We start from the raw sequence: 20,325 nt of genomic DNA, 5'->3' as shown, positions 1-20,325 counted from the left end.
TCAAACTCAAGATTTCAATGCTTCGGCCAGTTTCGCGAGTTTGCCGCTAACTGAGCCATCGATAACCAGGTCGCCGGCGCGGATGACAACGCCCCCGATAAGGGAGCTGTCTTCCTCGACCTGCAGGCGCACTTCCCGGTTGAGTCGTGCACTGAGAACCTTGGCGAGTTTGTCTTGCTGTTCTTGGTTCAATGCGAATGCACTGGTGACTTCCACATCTACCGATTTCTCCTGCTCGGCCTTGTACAGGTCGAACAGGGCGGCGATCTCCGGCAACAGCGGGAGACGGTCGTTTTCGGCAACGACGTGGATGAAGTTCTGTGCCTTGTCATCAAACTTGTCGCCGCACACGTCAATGAACGTGGCGGCCTTTTCTGCGCTCGTCAGTCGCGGGGCCTTGAGCACGCGCTGCATGGTGCCGTCTTGCGACACCGCTGCTGCCAGGCCGAGCATGGCTGACCAATTGGCCAGTTGCTGGTGGGCCTGAGCGTGCTCGAAGGCCGCCTTAGCGTAAGGTCGGGCCAACGTGGTCAGTTCTGCCATGATCGCCCTCGCTTAGATTTCAGCAGCCAGTTGGTTAACCAGCTCTGCGTGCGCGTTTTGATCGATTGACTTGCCCAGGATCTTCGAAGCGCCGCCAACGGCCAGGCTGCCCACTTGGGCACGCAGCGCGTCTTTGACACTGTTCAGTTCCTGTTCGATCTCGGCCTGAGCCTGAGCCTTCACACGGTCAGCTTCGACGCGAGCCTGTTCACGGGCTTCGTCAACGATCTGGTTACCGCGCTTCTTGGCTTGCTCGATGATTTCAGCTGCCTGGGCTTTCGCTTCGCGCAGTTGCTGACCCGCTTTCTCTTGGGCCAACTCCAGGTCGCGAGCTGCACGGCTGGCAGCGTCCAGACCATCAGCGATCTTCTTTTGACGTTCGTGCAGAGCCGCGATGACCGGAGGCCATACGAACTTCATGCAGAACAGTACAAAAATCAGGAACGCAACGGACTGGCCAATCAGGGTCGCATTAATGTTCACGCCAACACCTCGCAGTTACGTTGTCCATCACACCAAATTACCCGGAAGATCCGAGTAATCAGCCAGCGATCTGACCAACGAACGGGTTCGCAAAGGTGAAGAACAGAGCGATACCAACACCGATCATGGTTACGGCGTCGAGCAGACCGGCAACGATGAACATTTTGACTTGCAGCATTGGAACCATTTCCGGCTGACGCGCAGCGCCTTCCAGGAACTTGCCGCCCAGCAGGCCGAAACCAATTGCGGTACCCAGTGCGCCCAGGCCGATCAACAGTGCAACAGCGATAGCGGTTAGACCAACTACAGTTTCCATCTTTCCTCCCGACTTTTACGTCGTATGGTTTAGGTTTTTTAGATTAAAGCGGTAAAACAAATCGTTTCAGAGGCCCCGTCAGGAGCCCCCTCCCGTTTGACCGGGAGGGACATCAGACCAGCCGAAGCTGCCCTTAATGGTTTTCTTCGTGCGCCATCGACAGGTAGACGATGGTCAGCATCATGAAGATGAACGCCTGCAGGGTGATGATCAGGATGTGGAACACAGCCCACGCCCACTGCAGCGCAACGCCCAGGCCGCTCAGCCACAGCAGGCCGGAGCCGAACATCACGGCGATCAGGATGAACACCAGCTCGCCGGCATACATGTTGCCGAACAGACGCAGTGCCAGAGAGATCGGTTTGGCGATCAGGGTCACGAACTCCAGCAGGAAGTTCACCGGGATCAGGAGCGCCTGGACCAGGATGTTCTTGCTGCCGAACGGGTGCAGGGTCAGCTCGCCGATGAAGCCGCCGATGCCCTTGACCTTGATGCTGTAGAAGATGATCAGTGCGAAAACCGAGAACGCCATGCCCAGGGTCGCGTTCGGGTCGGTGGTCGACACGGCGCGGAACGGGATGTGGTGGTCACCGGAGATCAGGATGGCCAGTTGAGGGATCCAGTCCACCGGCACCAGGTCGACGGCGTTCATCAGGAACACCCATACGAAGATGGTCAGCGCCAGCGGTGCGATCACCGGGCTGCGGCCGTGGAAGCTGTCCTTCACGCTGCCGTCGACGAACTCGACCAGGACTTCAACGAAGTTCTGCAGCGCGCCCGGCTGACCGGAGGTCGCCTTCTTGGCCGCCATGCGGAACAGGAATACGAAGATCAGGCCCAGGGCAACCGACCAGCCGAGGGTATCGACGTGGAAAGCCCAGAAACCCATTTCCTTGGCTTCTGCCGCGGTGTGGGCAAAGCCCCAGCCGCCGTTGGGTAGCTGACCGAAGGTCAGGTTCTGCAAGTGGTGCTGGATATAGCCCGAAGCCGTTGTTTCTGCCATGGTTGCCTCAAACGCCCTAAGGTCTCGAAAGTCTTGTTCTCATCAGCAGGGGAGCGAACCAGCTGACCGACTGGGTCAGCACGAACGCGCCGAACACAGCGATCGGCGCCAATGGCTTCACACCTGCAAACACCAGTGCAAACAGCACTGCCGTCAAAATCAGTTTGCCTGCCTCGCCGGCGTAAAAAGACCGGACGATGGACTGGGCTGCTCGGGCGCCGGAAAACCGAAATGCCTTGTGAGCGAAATAAACATTGGGCAGCAAGGCTATCAGGCCTCCGCAAAGACCCGAGTATCCGGCAACGACTCCGCGCCATTGCCAAAGCGCCAAAGCGGCGATCAGCAGAATGACCAACTGAGCCATCAACACCGGAAAAACCGCCAGGCGATGGAAAGGCAAGCGGTTTGGCGTGCGGGTTTCCATCACTGTTGCTCTCCAATGGTCGGCTGCCGAAATTCAATAACTTGGCATAATTTGTGCCGACAAAATGCGCGCAGAGTATAGGGGCGGTTCTGCCCCTATTCAACTGTCAGGTAGTGATTTCCGACTGCGCGCTACAAGAGGAATTGTTTCAGCGGATGTGTGCAAGCACGCCCTGAAGCTCGTCGAGGGAGTTGTAGCCGATCACCAGCTGACCCTTGCCCTTCTTGCCGTGGCGGATCTGCACCGCAGAGCCTAGGCGCTCGGCCAGACGCTGTTCGAGGCGGGCGATGTCCGGGTCCGGTTTGGCCGGCTCCGCAGGCTGCGGTTTGCCGCTGAGCCATTGCCGAACCAGTGCCTCGGTTTGGCGCACGGTGAGGCTGCGTGCGACAACATGTCGCGCCCCTTCGACCTGCTGATTGTCCGGCAAACCGAGCAAGGCACGGGCGTGCCCCATTTCCAGGTCACCATGGGACAGCATGGTCTTGATCACTTCAGGCAAGGCGATCAGCCGCAGCAGGTTGGCCACCGTGACGCGGGACTTGCCCACCGCCTCGGCGACCTGTTGCTGGGTCAGCTGGAATTCCTGCTGCAGGCGCTGCAGGGCGATCGCTTCTTCGATCGGGTTCAGGTCTTCGCGCTGGATGTTCTCGATCAGCGCGATGGCGATGGCCGTTTCGTCCGGCACGTCGCGCACCATCGCCGGGATGGTTTCCTGCCCGGCCTGCTGGCTGGCGCGCCAGCGGCGCTCGCCGGCGATGATTTCGAAGCGGCCGCTGCCGATGGGGCGCACCACGATCGGCTGCATCACGCCCTGGGCCTTGATCGATTGCGCCAGCTCTTCGAGCGCTTGCGGATCCATGTCCCGGCGCGGTTGGTACTTGCCGCGCTGGAGCAGGTCCAGCGGCAAGTGCTGCAGTTCGCGCAGATCGGCCTGCGCCGCCTGCTCTTCCAGTGCGCTGACGCTCGGACCGCTCAGCAGTGCATCCAGTCCACGTCCGAGACCTCGTTTCTTGACGGCCATGGGGATTCCTTAAGTTGGCTGGGCGGCGGCGATGCGTGAATTCTTGCGCTGACGGCGAACCATCTCGCCGGCCAGGGCCAGGTAGGCCAGCGCACCGCGCGATTGCTTGTCGTAGGCCAGGGCCGGCATGCCGTAGCTCGGCGCTTCGGCCAGGCGCACGTTGCGCGGGATCACCGTGTCGTACAGCTGATCGCCGAAGTGCTCCTTGAGCTGCGCGGAGACGTCGTTCATCAGGCTCAGGCGCGGGTCGAACATGGTGCGCAGCAGCCCCTCGATCTTGAGGTTGGGGTTCAGCAGTTCAGCGATGCGCTTGATGTTATCCACAAGGTCGCTCAAGCCTTCGAGCGCGTAGTACTCGCACTGCATGGGGATGATCACGCCATCGGCGGCCACCAGCGCGTTGAGCGTCAGCATCGACAGCGACGGCGGGCAGTCGATCAGGATGTAGTCGTAGTTCTCGCGGATCGGCGCCAGGGCGCTGCGCAGACGGCTTTCCTTCATCTGCATTTCCAGGAGGACGACTTCCGCCGCGGTCAGGTCGCGGTTGGCCGGCAGCAGCTGATAACCGCCGTGCTCGGAAAAGTGCATGGCCTGGGCCAGGTCGCATTCGCCGATCAGCAAGTCGTAGACCGAGTTTTCCAGGCCATGTTTATCCACACCGCTACCCATGGTGGCGTTGCCCTGTGGATCGAGATCGATCAGCAGCACCCGGCGCTTGGTCGCGACCAGGGATGCTGCGAGGTTGATGCAGGTGGTGGTCTTGCCCACACCACCCTTCTGGTTCGCTATCGCGAATACCTTAGCCATTCTTGCTTGTGTTCCCAATCATGCCGTGCGGCGCAGTATCAGCAGATGGCGTTGGCCTTGGCAACCGGGTACGGCCAGGGCGTGTTCGCTATCGAGTTTGAAGTCTGCCGGCAATGCTACCAGCTCATCGGCCGGATGGACGCCCTTCATTGCCAGCCAGCGGGTGTCGGCGTCGCCGAGGTGGCGGGTCCAGCCGGTGAAGTTCTCCATGCTGCTGAACGCCCGGGAAATGATCCCGTTGAACGGCTGCGCAGGCTGGAAGGCCTCGACCCGGCTGTGGACAACTTGCAGGTTATCCAGTTTGAGCTCGAGTTTGACCTGGGTCAGGAAGCGGGTCTTCTTGCCGTTGGCGTCCAGGCACGTCACTTGTGCGTCCGGATACAGGATCGACAACGGGATGCCCGGCATGCCGCCGCCGCTGCCCACATCCAGCCAATGGCCGTTTTCGATGAACGGCATCACGCTCAGGCTGTCGAGCAGGTGACGGGAAACCATCTCGTCCGGATCGCGCACGGCGGTCAGGTTGTAGGCCTGGTTCCATTTGATCAACAGGGCCAGGTAACCCAGCAGTTTCTCGTGCTGGGTTTCGCTGAGGTTGACACCGAGCGCACGGGCTCCTGTGGATAACTCTTCGGCGTGTTGCGAAGTGACCTTAGAACTCAAGCGCTTTGCTCCAACTGACGGCCCGCGCCGCGTTTTTTCAAATGAATCATCAATAGGGAAATCGCCGCCGGGGTGACGCCCGGAATCCGCGACGCCTGGCCCAGGGTCTCAGGGCGGGTCGCGCCGAGCTTGCCCTGGATCTCCTTGGAGAGACCGGAAATGCTCGCGTAATCGATATCCACAGGCAGTTTCGTGTCTTCGCTGGCGCGCAGGCGGGCGATCTCGTCCTGCTGCCGGTCGATGTAACCGGCGTACTTGGTCTTGATCTCGACCTGTTCGGCGACCTGTGGATCTTCGGCGCCCTGCCCGGTCACTTCGACCAGACCAGCGTAGTCGATTTCCGGACGGCTCAAGAGGTTGAGCAAGTTGTATTCGTGGGTCAGCGGCGTGCCGAACTTTTCGGCGATCGCATCGCCCTGGGGTGTGCCCGGGCGAACCCAGGTGCTTTTCAGCCGCTGCTCTTCCAGCTCGATGCCTTCGCGCTTCTTGCAGAACGCCGCCCAACGCGCGTCGTCGACCAGGCCGAGTTCGCGGCCTTTTTCGGTCAGGCGCAGGTCGGCGTTGTCCTCGCGAAGGATCAGGCGGTACTCGGCACGGGAAGTGAACATGCGGTACGGCTCTTGGGTGCCGAGGGTGATCAGGTCGTCGACCAGCACGCCGATGTACGCCTCGTCGCGGCGCGGGCACCAGGCTTCTTTGCCCTTGGCCCGCAGCGCGGCGTTGGCGCCGGCCAGCAGACCTTGGGCGCCGGCCTCTTCGTAGCCGGTGGTGCCGTTGATCTGGCCGGCGAAGAACAGGCCGCCGATGACTTTGGTCTCCAGGCTGTACTTCAGGTCGCGGGGGTCGAAGTAGTCGTACTCGATCGCATAGCCCGGCCGCACGATGTGCGCGTTCTCCATGCCGCGGATCGATTGCACGATCTGCAGCTGGACGTCGAACGGCAGGCTTGTGGATATCCCGTTCGGGTACAGCTCATGGGTGGTCAGGCCTTCAGGTTCGATGAACACCTGATGGCTTTCCTTGTCGGCGAAACGGTGGATCTTGTCTTCGATCGACGGGCAGTAGCGCGGGCCGATGCCCTCGATCTCGCCGGCGTCGGAGTACATCGGCGAACGGTCGAGGTTCGCCGCGATGATCTCGTGGGTGCGCGCGTTGGTGTGGGTGATCCAGCAGCTGACCTGCCGCGGATGCTGTTCCTTGGTGCCCAGGAACGACATGACCGGGATCGGCGTGTCGCCCGGCTGCTCGGTCATCACCGAGAAATCCACAGACCGACCGTCGATGCGCGGCGGCGTACCGGTCTTCAGGCGGCCGACGCGCAGCGGCAGCTCACGCAGGCGACGGGCCAGGGCGATCGAGGGCGGATCGCCGGCGCGGCCGCCGGAATAATTCTGCAGGCCGATGTGGATAAGTCCGCCGAGGAACGTGCCGGTGGTCAGCACCACGGAATCGGCGAAGAAACGCAGACCCATTTGGGTGACGACACCGCGCACTTGTTCCTGCTCGACGATCAGGTCGTCGGCGGCCTGTTGGAATATCCACAGGTTGGGCTGGTTTTCCAGGATCTCGCGGACAGCGGCCTTGTACAGGATCCGGTCGGCTTGTGCGCGGGTCGCCCGCACCGCCGGGCCTTTGCGGCTGTTCAATACGCGGAACTGAATGCCGCCCAGATCGGTGGCCATGGCCATCGCGCCGCCGAGGGCGTCGATTTCCTTGACCAGATGGCTCTTGCCGATGCCGCCGATGGCCGGGTTGCAGCTCATGGCGCCGAGGGTTTCCACGTTGTGCGTCAGCAACAGGGTCTTTGCCCCCATGCGCGCTGACGCCAGTGCTGCCTCGGTACCGGCATGACCGCCGCCGATGACGATCACTTCAAAACGGGAAGGGAAATCCACCACGCACCTCGTGCCTGCTTAAGTAGGTATTTAAGGAAAAATTCGATCTCAGGTTTCTGAACCTGGTCGGCAAGTATAGGGACTTCGCCTTTCCTAAAGAACCCTTTGCACAAAATTTAACCAGCTGTGGAAAAATCGCGGACAAAAAAATTAAAAAGGAAAGAAATGTATAAAACCTTGTTTTTATGTTTATTCTTAGGCCCGCCCCTATCTGTGGATAACAGGCTGAACGCCTTTGTTTTCAATCTGTACAGAGATTCATAAGTCTGTGTCCATGTGCCACGGAGCCATTGGGATAACCGCCTTAAGCCTGTGGATGAAAGGGGTCGTTATCCACAGATGCGGTTATATCCAGTTTTCAGGCCCTGTTATCAACTGACCTCATCGGCAGTTATTCACAGGGCTTAATCCACAGAAATCAGACGAACGAGAACGCTCCGGGCATGGAAAATCCGACCGGGCAGAACGTGTCTGGCCGACGTTTGAGAGAGGAATGATGGGAAGGAAGGGCAGACAGGCCGCGATTGGGCCTGTCTATGGGAGACGGCTGGATTACTTGCCGATGCAGAAGCTGGAGAAGATTCGTCCCAGCAGGTCGTCCGAACTGAACGCGCCGGTGATTTCCCCCAGGGATTGCTGGGCCTGGCGCAAGTCTTCGGCCAGCAGTTCACCGGCGCCGGCGAGGGTCAGTTGCGCGCGGCCGTGCTCCAGCGCCGCACTGGCGTGACGCAGGGCTTCGAGGTGCCGGCGTCGGGCGCTGAAGCTGCTTTCCGCCGTCTGTTCGTAGCCCATGCAGGCCTTGAGGTGTTCGCGCAGCAACTCAAGCCCCTCGCCCGCCGACTTCGCACTGAGGCTGATCGTGACATGGCCATCTTCGCTGACCTCCAGGGCGATCGCCTCCCCGGTCAGGTCAGCCTTGTTGCGGATCAGGGTCACGCGGGCCGGATCCGGCTTCGTTTCCAGGAATTCCGGCCACAGAGCGAACGGATCGGCGGCCTCCGGCGCGGTGGCGTCGACCACCAGCAGCACCCGGTCCGCTTCATTGATGGCTTTAAGGGCGCGTTCGACGCCGATCTTTTCCACATGGTCGTCGGTGTCGCGCAGGCCGGCGGTGTCCACGACATGCAACGGCATGCCGTCGATGTGGATATGTTCGCGCAGAATGTCCCGGGTCGTGCCGGCGATCTCGGTCACGATCGCCGCTTCCCGGCCGGCCAGCGCATTGAGCAGGCTGGATTTGCCGGCATTCGGCCGACCGGCGATCACGACGGTCATGCCGTCGCGCAACAATGCGCCCTGCCCGGCTTCACGGAGCACGGTGGACAAGTCGTCACGCACCTTGTCGAGCATACTCAGCACATGGCCATCGGCGAGAAAGTCGATCTCTTCCTCGGGGAAGTCGATAGCGGCCTCCACATAGATGCGCAGGCCGATCAGTTGCTCGGTGAGTTCATGCACACGCTGGGAGAACGCACCCTGCAGAGAGCGCAACGCATTGCGCGCCGCTTGTGCGGAACTGGCTTCGATCAGGTCGGCGATGGCCTCTGCCTGAGCCAGGTCGAGCTTGTCGTTGAGGAACGCGCGTTCGCTGAATTCGCCGGGGCGCGCCAGTCGGCAGCCCAGTTCCAGGCAGCGCTTGAGCAGCATGTCCAGCACGATCGGGCCGCCATGGCCCTGCAGTTCCAGCACGTCCTCGCCGGTGAAGGAATTGGGGCCCGGGAAATACAGCGCCAGTCCTTCGTCCAGCACCTCTCGGTCGGCGCTGAAGAACGGGCCGTAGTGGGCGAACCGGGGTTTCAGTTCGCGGCCGCTGATGGCTTTCGCCGCGGCACCGGCCAGCGGGCCGGAAATGCGGACGATGCCCACACCGCCGCGCCCCTGGGCAGTGGCGACGGCGGCGATGGTTTCACGAGGTGCGCTCATAAACCGGTATCCAGACAAAAGTGGCAGATAGCAAAACGCCCCACTAGGGGGCGTTTTGAGTGGTTATCCACAGAGTAAGTTACGCCTCGGCTTTTTTCGTCGCCGATTCGATCTTACGCGTGATGTACCACTGTTGGGCAATCGACAGGCAGTTGTTCACAACCCAGTACAGCACCAGACCGGCCGGGAACCACAGGAAGAAGAAGGTGAAGATGATCGGCATCATTTTCATCACCTTGGCCTGCATCGGATCCGGCGGCGTCGGGTTCAGCTTCTGCTGGATGAACATGGTGGCGCCCATGATGATCGGCAGGATGAAGAACGGATCCTTGATCGACAGGTCGGTGATCCACAGCATGAACGGCGCCTGGCGCATTTCCACGCTTTCGAGCAGTACCCAGTACAGCGAGAGGAAGACCGGCATCTGCACCAGGATCGGCAGGCAGCCGCCCAGCGGGTTGATCTTCTCTTTCTTGTACAGCTCCATCATGGCTTGCGACATTTTCTGCCGGTCGTCGCCATGCTGTTCCTTCAGTGCAGCCAGTTTCGGCGCCACGGCGCGCATGCGGGCCATGGACTTGTAGCTGGCGGCCGACAGCGGGAAGAACAGACCCTTGATCAGCATGGTCAGGAAGATGATCGACCAGCCCCAGTTGCCGACGATGCTGTGGATATGTTGCAGCAGCCAGAAGATCGGCTGGGCGATGAACCACAGGATGCCGTAGTCGACGGTCAGTTCCAGGCCTGGGGACAACTCTTTCAGGACGGCCTGGCTCTTTGGACCTGCGTACAGCACGGCGCTGGTTTCGACCTTGGCGCCTGGCGCAGCGGTCAATGTGGAGCCGGTGTAGCCGATGATGTAGTTGCCTTTGCTGTCCTTGCGGGTCTGGACGATGTTGCTTTCGCCCTTCGGAGCCACCCATGCGGTCACGAAGTAGTGCTGCAGCCAGGCGACCCAACCACCGTTGACGGTTTCCTTGAGCTGACCTTTGTCCATGTCCTTCATGGACACTTTCTTGTACGGCTCGGAACTTGTCCACAGGGCGGCGCCCAGGTAGGTCGCGGTGCCGGTGGCGGTTGTGGACGAAGGATCGGCGCTGGCGTCACGCTTGAGCTGGGCGAACATCGCGCCAGTCCAGGGTTGTGCGCTCTGGTTGTCGATCAGGTAAGAAACGGTCACGTCGTACAGGCCGCGCTTCAGGGTGAAACGCTTGATGTAGTTGACGCCGTCCTTGCTGAACTTCAGGTCGACGACCAGTTGGTCCTGGCCGTCGGCCAGTTGATAAGTCTTCTTCTCCGACGCGTACAGCGGACGGCCGGCCGGGTTCGCGTCCGGGCCGTTGGTGCCGATCAGGCCGCTTTGCGCCAGGTAGATGCGCTCGCCGCCGTTGTCGAACAGCTGGAACGGCACGTCCGGACGGTCCTGGCGACGCGGATACAGCGGCAGGGTCAGTTGAGCGACGTCACCACCCTGTGGATCGATCGCCAGATCGAGCACGTCGGTCTTGATCTGGATCAGGTCCTTGCTGACGGCGACCGGCGCTTCGGCGGGCGCGTTGCTGTCGCTCGCGGCGTGCGGAATGTCGTCGTTGGCGGAGGCGTTATTGCCGGTTGTGGTGTCCGGCAAGCCAGATGTGGTCGTGCTCGAGGCAACATTCTGAGTCGGCAGGGCAGTTTGACCGTAGTCCTGGTTCCATTTAAGGACCATGACGTAGGACACGATTGCCAGGGCGACGATCAGGACCGTGCGTTTGATATCCATGATTACTCGGCCATCGAAGAAGAACGGGAGGTAGGGACAGGTGGAACCGGGTCATAACCACCGGGATTCCACGGATGACAGCGACCTAAACGACGAAAGGTCAGCCAGCCACCGCGCAGAAGGCCATGATTTTCGATGGCTTCGTACGCGTAGCAAGAACAGCTGGGGTAAAAACGACAGTGACTGGCCATCAGCGGACTAATGGCATAGCGATAGAACCGGATCGGAACGAGCGCCAGTTTACGCATCTGGACTGTCAGCCCCCACAGTTTCGGTTTTGGCTGGAGATGCCGGCTTGTTGCGCGCCAGGCGTTTCCAGAGCTTGCCGAAATGTTGGATCAATTCGGGGTTTTCAACATCGCCCAAACCTTTGCGCGCGACGATGACGATGTCCCAGCCGACCAGTGAATCCTGGTTCAGACGGAACGACTCGCGCATCAGGCGTTTGAGGCGATTGCGCTCGACGGAGAGCTTTACGCTCTTTTTCCCGATGACCAGCCCGAGGCGGGGGTGATCGAGATCGTTGTTGCGCGCAAGGAGCAGGAGATTTTTCCCCGGAACCTTGCCGGTAGGGGAGTCAAAGACTGCCTTGAAGTGCCGGGGTGTAAGCAGACGCTTTTCCCGACTGAAGTCCTGACTCACCTCCAGTACCGGGATATCAAACGGTCAGACGCGCACGGCCTTTGGCGCGGCGACGCGACAGGACGGCACGACCGTTCTTGGTGGCCATGCGAGCACGGAAACCGTGGGTACGAGCGCGTTTGATAGTGCTTGGTTGGAAAGTACGTTTCATGTCGTGTTACCTGGTTCGTCCACAACGGCCGGAATGGCCCCTGTTTTAAGAGACCGGGGATTCTAGAGAAAGCAAGTCCTCAGGTCAATTTCCAACCAACGTTTCCTTATGGACAGATCGTCCTCGGCCTTCTGGCTTGAGAACCCGCTGGCAAACATAAAAATAAAGAAGCGAAGAATTTAAAGCTTTTCTGTAAAGCTTGTTAAAGCTAGTGTGGCCTTCCTTTGTGGATAACTACGCCGAGGCCTTATTCCGTCTGATGTACAGAGAATGACAACTACGCTGGAAAACCGTGGTCAGCCTGTGCCGCGAGGCCGGAAAACCTGTGTATGCAATGGATGGTTATCCACAGGCCGGTTATCCACGCGCTTTTGCCCCCAGTTGTCCAGTGCCCTCATCGGCGGTTATCCACAGAGCTCCCTGGAACACCGTCGGTCACCTTTTTCCCGGTTAACGCATTGATAATTCGCCTCCATCGGGTCACCTGCGTGTGGATAAGTGGACGGCTGGCCGCTACAATGGCCGCTTGTTTTTGCCTTACCGGCTTTCAACTTAGGGGATCTCCGTGTCAGTGGAACTTTGGCAGCAGTGCGTGGAGCTTTTGCGCGAAGAGCTGCCTGCCCAGCAATTCAACACTTGGATCCGTCCACTGCAGGTCGAAGCCGAAGGCGACGAGTTGCGCGTCTATGCGCCCAACCGTTTTGTTCTGGACTGGGTCAACGAAAAGTACCTGGGACGCGTCCTCGAGCTGCTGGATGAGCACGGCAACGGCATGGCGCCGGCGCTTTCCTTATTAATAGGCAGCAAACGCAGCTCGGCCCCCCGCGCCGCGCCGAACGCCCCGTTGGCGGCCGCAGCGGCACAGGCCCAGGTGAATGCGGCGCCTGCCGCGCCCGCACCGGCCCCGGTGGCAGCGCCGGCCAAGCGTGCTGCGCAGAAGGCCGAAGCCGAAGAAGTCATCGAGGAGCCGTCGCGCGACAGTTTCGATCCGATGGCCGGCGCCGCTTCCCAGCAGGCCCCGGTGCGCACCGAACAGCGCACCGTGCAGGTCGAGGGCGCCCTCAAGCACACCAGCTACCTGAACCGCACCTTCACCTTCGAGAACTTCGTCGAAGGCAAGTCCAACCAGCTCGCCCGTGCGGCGGCCTGGCAGGTGGCGGACAACCCCAAGCACGGTTACAACCCGCTGTTCCTGTACGGCGGCGTCGGCCTGGGTAAGACCCACTTGATGCACGCGGTGGGCAACCACCTGTTGAAGAAGAACCCGAACGCCAAGGTCGTGTACCTGCATTCCGAGCGTTTCGTGGCCGACATGGTCAAGGCGCTGCAACTGAACGCGATCAACGAGTTCAAGCGGTTCTACCGCTCGGTGGACGCCCTGCTCATCGACGACATCCAGTTCTTCGCCCGCAAGGAACGCTCCCAGGAGGAATTTTTCCACACCTTCAACGCCTTGCTTGAAGGTGGCCAGCAGGTGATCCTCACCAGCGACCGCTATCCGAAGGAGATCGAAGGCCTCGAAGAGCGCCTGAAGTCCCGTTTCGGCTGGGGCCTGACCGTGGCGGTCGAGCCTCCGGAACTGGAGACCCGCGTCGCGATCCTGATGAAGAAGGCCGACCAGGCCAAGGTCGAGCTGCCCCACGATGCGGCGTTCTTCATCGCCCAGCGCATCCGTTCCAACGTCCGTGAGCTCGAAGGCGCGCTCAAGCGCGTGATCGCCCACTCGCACTTCATGGGCCGCGAGATCACCATCGAGCTGATCCGCGAATCCCTCAAGGATCTGTTGGCGCTGCAGGACAAGCTGGTCTCTGTGGATAACATTCAGCGCACCGTCGCCGAGTACTACAAGATCAAGATCTCCGATCTGCTGTCCAAGCGCCGTTCGCGCTCGGTGGCGCGCCCGCGTCAGGTCGCCATGGCGTTGTCCAAGGAACTGACCAACCACAGCCTGCCGGAAATCGGCGATGTGTTCGGCGGCCGCGACCACACCACCGTTCTGCACGCCTGCCGCAAGATCAACGAACTTAAGGAATCCGACGCGGACATCCGCGAGGACTACAAGAACCTGCTGCGTACACTGACCACTTGATGAACGCCAGCGCAGCTTATTGAGGCAAGGGACTAGACCATGCATTTCACCATTCAACGCGAAGCCCTGTTGAAACCCCTGCAACTGGTCGCAGGTGTCGTCGAACGCCGACAGACCTTGCCGGTGCTGTCCAACGTGCTGCTGGTCGTCGACGGCCAGCAGCTGTCGCTGACCGGCACGGACCTTGAAGTCGAGCTGGTCGGCCGCGTGCAGCTCGAAGAGCCTGCGGAAACCGGCTCCATCACCGTGCCTGCGCGCAAGCTGATGGACATCTGCAAGAGCCTGCCGAACGACGCGCTGATCGACATCAAGGTCGACGAGCAGAAGCTGGTGGTGAAGGCCGGCCGCAGCCGCTTCACCCTGTCGACTCTGCCGGCCAACGATTTCCCGACCGTGGAAGAAGGCCCGGGATCGCTGACCACCAGCCTTGAGCAAAGCAAGCTGCGTCGCCTGATCGAGCGCACCAGCTTCGCCATGGCCCAGCAGGACGTGCGCTACTACCTCAACGGCATGCTGCTGGAAGTGTCCACCGGCGTGATCCGCGCCGTGGCCACCGACGGTCACCGCCTGGCGATGTGCTCGATGCAGGCCGACATCGGCCAGCAGGACCGCCACCAGGTGATCGTGCCGCGCAAAGGCATCCTGGAACTGGCGCGCCTGCTCACCGAGCCGGACGGCAACGTCAGCATCGTGCTGGGCCAGCACCACATCCGCGCGACCACCGGCGAATTCACCTTCACCTCGAAACTGGTGGACGGCAAGTTCCCGGACTACGAGCGCGTCCTGCCCAAGGGTGGCGACAAGCTGGTGCTGGGCGACCGCCAGGCCCTGCGTGAGGCGTTCAGCCGTACCGCGATCCTGTCCAACGAGAAGTACCGCGGTATCCGTCTGCAACTGGCCAGCGGCCAGCTGAAGATCCAGGCCAACAACCCGGAGCAGGAAGAGGCGGAAGAAGAAGTGGGCGTGGAATACAACGGCAGCTCGCTGGAGATCGGCTTCAACGTCAGCTATCTGCTGGACGTGCTGGGCGTGATGACCACCGAGCAGGTTCGCCTGATCCTGTCCGACTCCAACAGCAGTGCGCTGGTGCAGGAATCCGACAACGACGATTCGGCTTACGTTGTCATGCCGATGCGTCTGTAATCAGCGCCAACTAGATGTCGCTCAGTCGCGTCTCGGTCACCGCGGTGCGCAATCTGCACCCGGTGACCTTCTCCCCCTCTCCCCGCATCAACATCCTTTACGGCGCCAACGGCAGCGGCAAAACCAGTGTCCTGGAAGCCATTCACCTGCTGGGGCTTGCCCGTTCGTTTCGCAGCACGCGGCTGTTGCCGGTCATTCAGCACGAACAGCTCAGCTGCACCGTGTTCGGCCAGGTCGAGCTGGCCGAAGGCGGACACAGCGCGCTGGGGATATCCCGCGACCGCCAGGGTGAGTTCCAGATCCGCATCGACGGGCAGAACGCCCGCAGCGCTGCGCAACTGGCGGAAATCCTGCCGCTGCAGTTGATCAACCCGGACAGTTTTCGCCTTCTGGAAGGCGCGCCGAAGATCCGCCGGCAGTTTCTGGACTGGGGCGTGTTCCACGTCGAACCGCGGTTCATGGCCACTTGGCAGCGTTTGCAGAAGGCCTTGCGCCAGAGAAACTCCTGGCTGCGGCATGGTACACTTGACGCCGTTTCGCAAGCGGTTTGGGACAGGGAACTGTGCCAGGCCAGCGCTGAAATCGATGAATACCGCCGCGCTTACATCAAAGCCTTGAAACCGGTCTTTGAACAGACCTTGAGCGAACTGGTTGAGCTCGAGGGTTTGACGCTCAGCTATTACCGGGGCTGGGACAAGGACCGGGAACTGAGCGCCGTGCTTGCCGGCTCCCTGCAACGGGACCAGCAGATGGGCCATACCCAGGCCGGGCCGCAACGCGCTGACCTGCGCCTTCGATTGGGTGCGCACAACGCCGCGGACATCTTGTCCCGGGGGCAGCAGAAGCTGGTGGTCTGCGCCTTGCGGATCGCCCAGGGGCACCTGGTGAGCCAGGCCCGTCGCGGGCAGTGTATTTATCTGGTGGATGACTTGCCGTCCGAGCTGGACGAGCAGCACCGCCGTGCGCTGTGCCGCTTGCTGGAAGACTTACGCTGCCAGGTCTTTATCACCTGTGTAGACCACGAATTTTTGAGGGAAGGCTGGCAGACGGAAACGCCAGTCGCTCTGTTCCACGTGGAACAGGGCCGTATCACCCAGACCCACGACCATCGGGAGTGAAGGCATTGAGCGAAGAAAATACGTACGACTCATCGAGCATTAAAGTGCTGAAAGGCCTGGATGCCGTGCGCAAACGTCCCGGTATGTACATTGGTGACACCGACGATGGCAGCGGTCTGCACCACATGGTGTTCGAGGTGGTCGACAACTCGATCGACGAAGCCCTCGCCGGCCATTGCGACGACATCGCCGTCATCATCCACCCGGATGAATCCATCACCGTGCGCGACAACGGTCGCGGCATCCCGGTGGATGTGCACAAGGAGGAAGGCGTTTCCGCCGCCGAGGTCATCATGACCGTCCTCCACGCCGGCGGTAAGTTCGACGACAACTCCTACAAGGTCTCCGGCGGCCTGCACGGTGTAGGTGTGTCGGTGGTGAACGCCCTGTCCGAAGAGCTGGTGCTGACCGTTCGCCGCAGCGGCAAGATCTGGGAGCAGACCTACGTGCACGGCGTGCCTCAGGCGCCGATGGCGATCGTGGGCGACAGCGAAACCACCGGTACCCAGATCCACTTCAAGGCTTCCAAGGAAACCTTCAAGAACATCCACTTCAGCTGGGACATCCTGGCCAAGCGCATTCGCGAACTGTCGTTCCTCAACTCCGGCGTCGGCATCGTCCTCAAGGACGAGCGCAGCGGCAAAGAGGAGCTGTTCAAGTACGAAGGCGGCCTGCGCGCATTCGTTGAATACCTGAACACCAACAAGACCGCGGTCAACCAGGTGTTCCACTTCAACATCCAGCGTGAAGACGGCATCGGCGTCGAGATCGCCCTGCAGTGGAACGACAGCTTCAACGAAAACCTGCTGTGCTTCACCAACAACATTCCGCAGCGTGACGGCGGCACCCACCTGGTGGGCTTCCGTTCCGCGCTGACCCGTAACCTGAACAACTACATCGAACAGGAAGGCCTGGCCAAGAAGCACAAGGTCGCCACCACCGGTGACGACGCCCGTGAAGGCCTGACCGCAATCATCTCGGTGAAGGTGCCGGATCCGAAATTCAGTTCCCAGACCAAGGACAAGCTGGTCTCTTCCGAAGTGAAGACCGCGGTCGAACAGGAAATGGGCAAGTACTTCTCCGACTTCCTGCTGGAGAACCCGAACGAAGCCAAACTGGTCGTCGGCAAGATGCTCGACGCGGCCCGTGCCCGTGAAGCGGCGCGCAAGGCCCGTGAGATGACCCGCCGCAAAGGCGCGCTGGACATCGCCGGCCTGCCGGGCAAATTGGCCGACTGCCAGGAAAAGGATCCTGCGCTGTCCGAACTGTATCTCGTGGAAGGTGACTCCGCGGGCGGCTCTGCCAAGCAGGGGCGCAACCGCAAGACCCAGGCCATCCTGCCGCTCAAGGGCAAGATCCTGAACGTCGAGAAGGCCCGTTTCGACAAGATGATCTCGTCCCAGGAAGTGGGCACGCTGATCACCGCGCTGGGCTGCGGCATCGGCCGCGAAGAGTACAACATCGAAAAGCTGCGTTATCACAACATCATCATCATGACCGATGCTGACGTCGACGGTTCGCACATCCGCACCCTGCTGCTGACCTTCTTCTTCCGTCAGTTGCCTGAGCTGATCGAGCGCGGCTACATCTACATCGCCCAGCCGCCGCTGTACAAGGTCAAGAAGGGCAAGCAGGAGCAGTACATCAAGGACGACGACGCCATGGAAGAGTACATGACGCAGTCGGCCCTGGAAGACGCCAGCCTGCACCTGGACGAAGACGCCCCGGGCATTTCCGGCGAAGCGCTGGAGCGCCTGGTGAACGACTTCCGCATGGTGATGAAGACCCTCAAGCGCCTGTCGCGCCTGTACCCGCAGGAGCTGACCGAGCATTTCATCTACCTGCCGGCGGTGAGCCTGGAGATGCTGGGCAACCACGCCGCCATGCAGGAATGGCTGGCCAAGTACGAAGTGCGCCTGCGCACCGTCGAGAAGTCCGGCCTGGTCTACAAGGCCAGCCTGCGCGAAGACCGCGAGCGTGGCGTGTGGCTGCCGGAGGTCGAGCAGATCTCCCACGGCCTGTCGAACTACGTCACCTTCAACCGCGACTTCTTCGGCAGCAACGACTACAAGACCGTCGTTTCCCTCGGCGCCCAGCTGAGCACCCTGCTGGATGAGGGCGCGTACATCCAGCGCGGCGAACGCAAGAAGCCGGTCACCGAGTTCAAGGAAGCCCTGGACTGGCTGATGGCCGAAAGCACCAAGCGCCACACCATCCAGCGATACAAAGGTCTGGGTGAGATGAACCCGGATCAGCTGTGGGAAACCACCATGGACCCGACCGTGCGCCGCATGCTGAAAGTGACCATCGAAGATGCCATCGCCGCGGACCAGATCTTCAACACCCTGATGGGTGATGCGGTCGAGCCTCGTCGTGACTTCATCGAGAGCAATGCCCTGTCGGTGGCGAACCTGGATTTCTGATCTAGACGCGGTCTACGGCCAACAAATGAACAGCCCGGTGAGTCTTGGATTCACCGGGCTGTTCACATTTTGAATCAGTACAGGTTCCTCTGGAAACCGTATGTCCCCGCCCGACAATGTGTGCAGTTGTTAATACGCCATTGATCAGTCGATGTATCAGTGCGAGTCTCACGTGAGTTTTGAGCTGAGTCTGTTCCGGCTCTCCATGGGAGGATTGACCTTTGAGTGAGCAACACCAGTCTTTTGAGGAGATCAGGCATCTATCCGATGAGGATGGGGAATACTGGTCTGCACGAGAGCTTGCTCCCCTCTTGGAGTACCGGGAGTGGCGGAACTTCGAAAACGTCATCGGCAAAGCGGTACAGGCTTGCGAGCTCAGTCATCATCCAGTCGGCAACCATTTTGTTGAAACCACCAAAATGGTTTCTTTAGGGTCAGGGGCTCAGCGGGAGCTGAAGGATTTTCACCTTTCTCGCTATGCCTGCTATCTGACTGTCCAGAATGGCGATCCTGCGAAATCTGTCATCGCGGCGGGACAGACCTATTTCGCGGTTCAGACAAGACGCCAAGAACTCTCAGACGATGCCTCCTTTCAGGCGTTGAGGGATGATCAGAAGCGTTTGCTGCTGCGTAACGAGTTACGAGAACACAACAAGCAATTAGTTGAAGCTGCGCAGCAGGCTGGGGTCGAATCGGGTCTCGATTTCGCTGTCTTCCAGAATCATGGTTATCAGGGGCTTTATGGCGGCCTCGATCAAAGGGCCATTCATCAGCGGAAAGGTTTGAAAAAAAGTCAGAGAATACTGGATCACATGGGGTCGACCGAACTGGCCGCCAATCTGTTCCGTGCCACCCAGGCTGAGGAAAAGCTGCGTCGCGATAAGGTGCAAGGTAAGCAGCAGGCCAATCAGGTGCATCTGGAGGTTGGCAGAAAGGTACGGGAAACCATCGCTGACTTGGGTGGAACCATGCCTGAGGAACTTCCCGTACCGAAAAAGAGCATCCAACAAATCGAAGCAGCCGCGAAAAAGCTCCGTGGCAACTCCTCCGAAGAGTGAATGCTCACGGGTGCACTGGTGACTAAGTCCCCACACTCTCCAACCGATACCCATACCCATAGATCGTCAATAACTGCCAACCCCGGTCCGCCGTCAGCCCCAGCTTGTTGCGCAGGCGATAGATGTGGGTGTCCAGCGGCCGCGAAGACGACATTTCCTCATGGGGCCAGAATCGTTCGTACAGGTAGTCCCGGGACAGCGGCCGGCCGAGGTTGCTGAACAGGCAGCGGGCCAGGCGGTATTCGCGTTCGGTCATGGCGATCGGTCTGCCGTCGCGGGTGACGGTCAGTTCGCCGTCGTCGAACACCAGATCGTTGAAGTGCAGCACTTCGCCGGCGGCCGGGCGTTGTTGGGCGTGGCGGCGCAGCACGGCCGACACCCGGGCCTTCAGTTCATTGGGACGGAACGGCTTGCTGACGTAGTCGTCGGCCCCGGCGTTGAGCGCCTGGACGATGTCGTTTTCGCCGTCGCGGCTGGTGAGCATGATGGCGGCCGGCGGCGCTTCCATGTGCTCGCGGGTCCAGCGCAGCAATGACAGGCCGGTGAGGTCCGGCAGTTGCCAGTCGAGGATCAGCAGGTCGAAGGTTTCCCGGCGCAGTTGCCGCAGCAGCTCTTCGCCCCTCTCGAAGCTGTGCAGCGACCAGGGCTGTTCGCCGTTTTCGGCCATTTGCTGCAGGGTCTGCTCGACCCGGCGCAGTTCGGCCGGTTCATCGTCCAGTATCGCAACGCGCATACGCGATCATTCCTTTTCGTTGGGCGGTGGGTCGGGACTGCAAAAGTCGGCGGCCCGGTGTTCCGGCGTCCGCTATGATTCCTTGAAATCATTCAGACACGCCCTCAGACCTTTGGCCGATGAAACCA

20 protein-coding genes are annotated in these 20,325 nt (G+C 60.6%); 5 read left to right on the top strand and 15 right to left on the bottom strand.

The features are described 5' to 3' along the window. Positions 1–6: 6 nt before the first annotated feature. The 14 genes from CAG41_RS00655 to rpmH form a co-directional block, all read right to left on the bottom strand. The gene (locus CAG41_RS00655) at positions 7–543 is read right to left on the bottom strand and encodes a F0F1 ATP synthase subunit delta (protein WP_085579253.1); all 537 of its coding nucleotides are present in this window, start codon (positions 541–543) and stop codon (positions 7–9) included. Between the two features lie 12 nt (positions 544–555). Next, entirely contained in the window at positions 556–1,026 is a 471-nt protein-coding gene (locus CAG41_RS00650; protein ID WP_085579255.1) for a F0F1 ATP synthase subunit B, read from the bottom strand. A gap of 58 nt (positions 1,027–1,084) precedes the next feature. Beyond that, on the bottom strand, positions 1,085–1,342 hold the full coding sequence (gene atpE / locus CAG41_RS00645) for a F0F1 ATP synthase subunit C (protein ID WP_003097235.1): 258 nt from the start codon (positions 1,340–1,342) through the stop codon (positions 1,085–1,087). 133 nt (positions 1,343–1,475) lie between these two features. Further along, positions 1,476–2,345: a F0F1 ATP synthase subunit A gene (gene atpB / locus CAG41_RS00640; RefSeq protein ID WP_085579257.1), complete on the bottom strand. Its 870-nt coding sequence runs from the start codon at positions 2,343–2,345 to the stop codon at positions 1,476–1,478. Between the two features lie 16 nt (positions 2,346–2,361). Next, on the bottom strand, positions 2,362–2,769 hold the full coding sequence (locus CAG41_RS00635; RefSeq protein WP_085579259.1) for a F0F1 ATP synthase subunit I: 408 nt from the start codon (positions 2,767–2,769) through the stop codon (positions 2,362–2,364). 148 nt (positions 2,770–2,917) lie between these two features. Then, a complete protein-coding gene (locus CAG41_RS00630) occupies positions 2,918–3,790 on the bottom strand; it encodes a ParB/RepB/Spo0J family partition protein (protein WP_085579261.1) in 873 nt (290 codons plus the stop codon). Between the two features lie 9 nt (positions 3,791–3,799). Then, complete coding sequence (locus CAG41_RS00625) at positions 3,800–4,597, bottom strand: ParA family protein (RefSeq protein ID WP_085579263.1); 798 nt, start codon at positions 4,595–4,597, stop codon at positions 3,800–3,802. Positions 4,598–4,615: 18 nt separating this feature from the next. Further along, positions 4,616–5,260: a 16S rRNA (guanine(527)-N(7))-methyltransferase RsmG gene (gene rsmG / locus CAG41_RS00620; RefSeq protein WP_085706600.1), complete on the bottom strand. Its 645-nt coding sequence runs from the start codon at positions 5,258–5,260 to the stop codon at positions 4,616–4,618. Beyond that, the gene (mnmG, locus tag CAG41_RS00615) at positions 5,257–7,155 is read right to left on the bottom strand and encodes a tRNA uridine-5-carboxymethylaminomethyl(34) synthesis enzyme MnmG (RefSeq protein WP_085655938.1); all 1,899 of its coding nucleotides are present in this window, start codon (positions 7,153–7,155) and stop codon (positions 5,257–5,259) included. The genes rsmG and mnmG overlap by 4 nt, the downstream gene beginning before the upstream one ends. Positions 7,156–7,707: 552 nt before the next feature. Continuing rightward, positions 7,708–9,078, bottom strand: a complete 1,371-nt coding sequence (mnmE, locus tag CAG41_RS00605; protein ID WP_085706599.1) for a tRNA uridine-5-carboxymethylaminomethyl(34) synthesis GTPase MnmE — start codon at positions 9,076–9,078, stop codon at positions 7,708–7,710. Positions 9,079–9,157: 79 nt separating this feature from the next. Next, positions 9,158–10,840 (bottom strand): membrane protein insertase YidC, encoded by a 1,683-nt coding sequence (gene yidC, locus CAG41_RS00600; protein ID WP_085706598.1) that lies wholly within the window; start codon positions 10,838–10,840, stop codon positions 9,158–9,160. A 2-nt stretch (positions 10,841–10,842) separates the two neighbouring features. After that, positions 10,843–11,088 carry a membrane protein insertion efficiency factor YidD gene (gene yidD, locus CAG41_RS00595; RefSeq protein ID WP_085579274.1) on the bottom strand — a complete coding sequence of 82 codons (246 nt, stop codon included), beginning with the start codon at positions 11,086–11,088 and terminating at the stop codon, positions 10,843–10,845. After that, complete coding sequence (rnpA, locus tag CAG41_RS00590) at positions 11,081–11,482, bottom strand: ribonuclease P protein component (RefSeq protein ID WP_170929990.1); 402 nt, start codon at positions 11,480–11,482, stop codon at positions 11,081–11,083. Before rnpA ends, yidD begins: the two co-directional genes overlap by 8 nt. A gap of 16 nt (positions 11,483–11,498) precedes the next feature. Continuing rightward, positions 11,499–11,633 carry a 50S ribosomal protein L34 gene (gene rpmH / locus CAG41_RS00585; RefSeq protein ID WP_013793569.1) on the bottom strand — a complete coding sequence of 45 codons (135 nt, stop codon included), beginning with the start codon at positions 11,631–11,633 and terminating at the stop codon, positions 11,499–11,501. Between the two features lie 565 nt (positions 11,634–12,198). On the opposite strand from rpmH, the gene dnaA reads away from it, so the two are divergent. From dnaA to dinD, 5 genes are all read left to right on the top strand, one after another. After that, complete coding sequence (gene dnaA, locus CAG41_RS00580; protein WP_085579278.1) at positions 12,199–13,722, top strand: chromosomal replication initiator protein DnaA; 1,524 nt, start codon at positions 12,199–12,201, stop codon at positions 13,720–13,722. A 39-nt stretch (positions 13,723–13,761) separates the two neighbouring features. Then, complete coding sequence (dnaN, locus tag CAG41_RS00575; protein WP_085579280.1) at positions 13,762–14,865, top strand: DNA polymerase III subunit beta; 1,104 nt, start codon at positions 13,762–13,764, stop codon at positions 14,863–14,865. A 14-nt stretch (positions 14,866–14,879) separates the two neighbouring features. After that, the gene (gene recF / locus CAG41_RS00570) at positions 14,880–15,983 is read left to right on the top strand and encodes a DNA replication/repair protein RecF (protein WP_085579282.1); all 1,104 of its coding nucleotides are present in this window, start codon (positions 14,880–14,882) and stop codon (positions 15,981–15,983) included. 5 nt (positions 15,984–15,988) lie between these two features. After that, positions 15,989–18,406, top strand: a complete 2,418-nt coding sequence (gene gyrB, locus CAG41_RS00565) for a DNA topoisomerase (ATP-hydrolyzing) subunit B (protein ID WP_085579284.1) — start codon at positions 15,989–15,991, stop codon at positions 18,404–18,406. 221 nt (positions 18,407–18,627) lie between these two features. Continuing rightward, on the top strand, positions 18,628–19,464 hold the full coding sequence (dinD, locus tag CAG41_RS00560; RefSeq protein WP_085579286.1) for a DNA damage-inducible protein D: 837 nt from the start codon (positions 18,628–18,630) through the stop codon (positions 19,462–19,464). Between the two features lie 22 nt (positions 19,465–19,486). Here dinD and CAG41_RS00555 read toward each other — a convergent pair whose 3' ends face one another. Further along, positions 19,487–20,197: a response regulator transcription factor gene (locus CAG41_RS00555; protein ID WP_085579288.1), complete on the bottom strand. Its 711-nt coding sequence runs from the start codon at positions 20,195–20,197 to the stop codon at positions 19,487–19,489. Positions 20,198–20,325 lie beyond the last annotated feature (128 nt).

The organism is Pseudomonas sp. B35(2017) (assembly GCF_002113645.1).
Lineage (GTDB): Bacteria > Pseudomonadota > Gammaproteobacteria > Pseudomonadales > Pseudomonadaceae > Aquipseudomonas > Aquipseudomonas ekonensis.
This window is presented reverse-complemented; position numbering and strand designations above follow the sequence as displayed.

Coding starts and splice junctions, on each gene's coding strand:
- CAG41_RS00655 (WP_085579253.1), bottom strand. CDS start 543: ATGGCAGAACTGACCACGTTGGCCCGACCTTACGCTAAGGCGGCCTTC.
- atpE (WP_003097235.1), bottom strand. CDS start 1,342: ATGGAAACTGTAGTTGGTCTAACCGCTATCGCTGTTGCACTGTTGATC.
- atpB (WP_085579257.1), bottom strand. CDS start 2,345: ATGGCAGAAACAACGGCTTCGGGCTATATCCAGCACCACTTGCAGAAC.
- CAG41_RS00635 (WP_085579259.1), bottom strand. CDS start 2,769: ATGGAAACCCGCACGCCAAACCGCTTGCCTTTCCATCGCCTGGCGGTT.
- CAG41_RS00630 (WP_085579261.1), bottom strand. CDS start 3,790: ATGGCCGTCAAGAAACGAGGTCTCGGACGTGGACTGGATGCACTGCTG.
- CAG41_RS00625 (WP_085579263.1), bottom strand. CDS start 4,597: ATGGCTAAGGTATTCGCGATAGCGAACCAGAAGGGTGGTGTGGGCAAG.
- mnmE (WP_085706599.1), bottom strand. CDS start 9,078: ATGAGCGCACCTCGTGAAACCATCGCCGCCGTCGCCACTGCCCAGGGG.
- yidC (WP_085706598.1), bottom strand. CDS start 10,840: ATGGATATCAAACGCACGGTCCTGATCGTCGCCCTGGCAATCGTGTCC.
- yidD (WP_085579274.1), bottom strand. CDS start 11,088: ATGCGTAAACTGGCGCTCGTTCCGATCCGGTTCTATCGCTATGCCATT.
- rpmH (WP_013793569.1), bottom strand. CDS start 11,633: ATGAAACGTACTTTCCAACCAAGCACTATCAAACGCGCTCGTACCCAC.
- dnaN (WP_085579280.1), top strand. CDS start 13,762: ATGCATTTCACCATTCAACGCGAAGCCCTGTTGAAACCCCTGCAACTG.
- recF (WP_085579282.1), top strand. CDS start 14,880: ATGTCGCTCAGTCGCGTCTCGGTCACCGCGGTGCGCAATCTGCACCCG.
- CAG41_RS00555 (WP_085579288.1), bottom strand. CDS start 20,197: ATGCGCGTTGCGATACTGGACGATGAACCGGCCGAACTGCGCCGGGTC.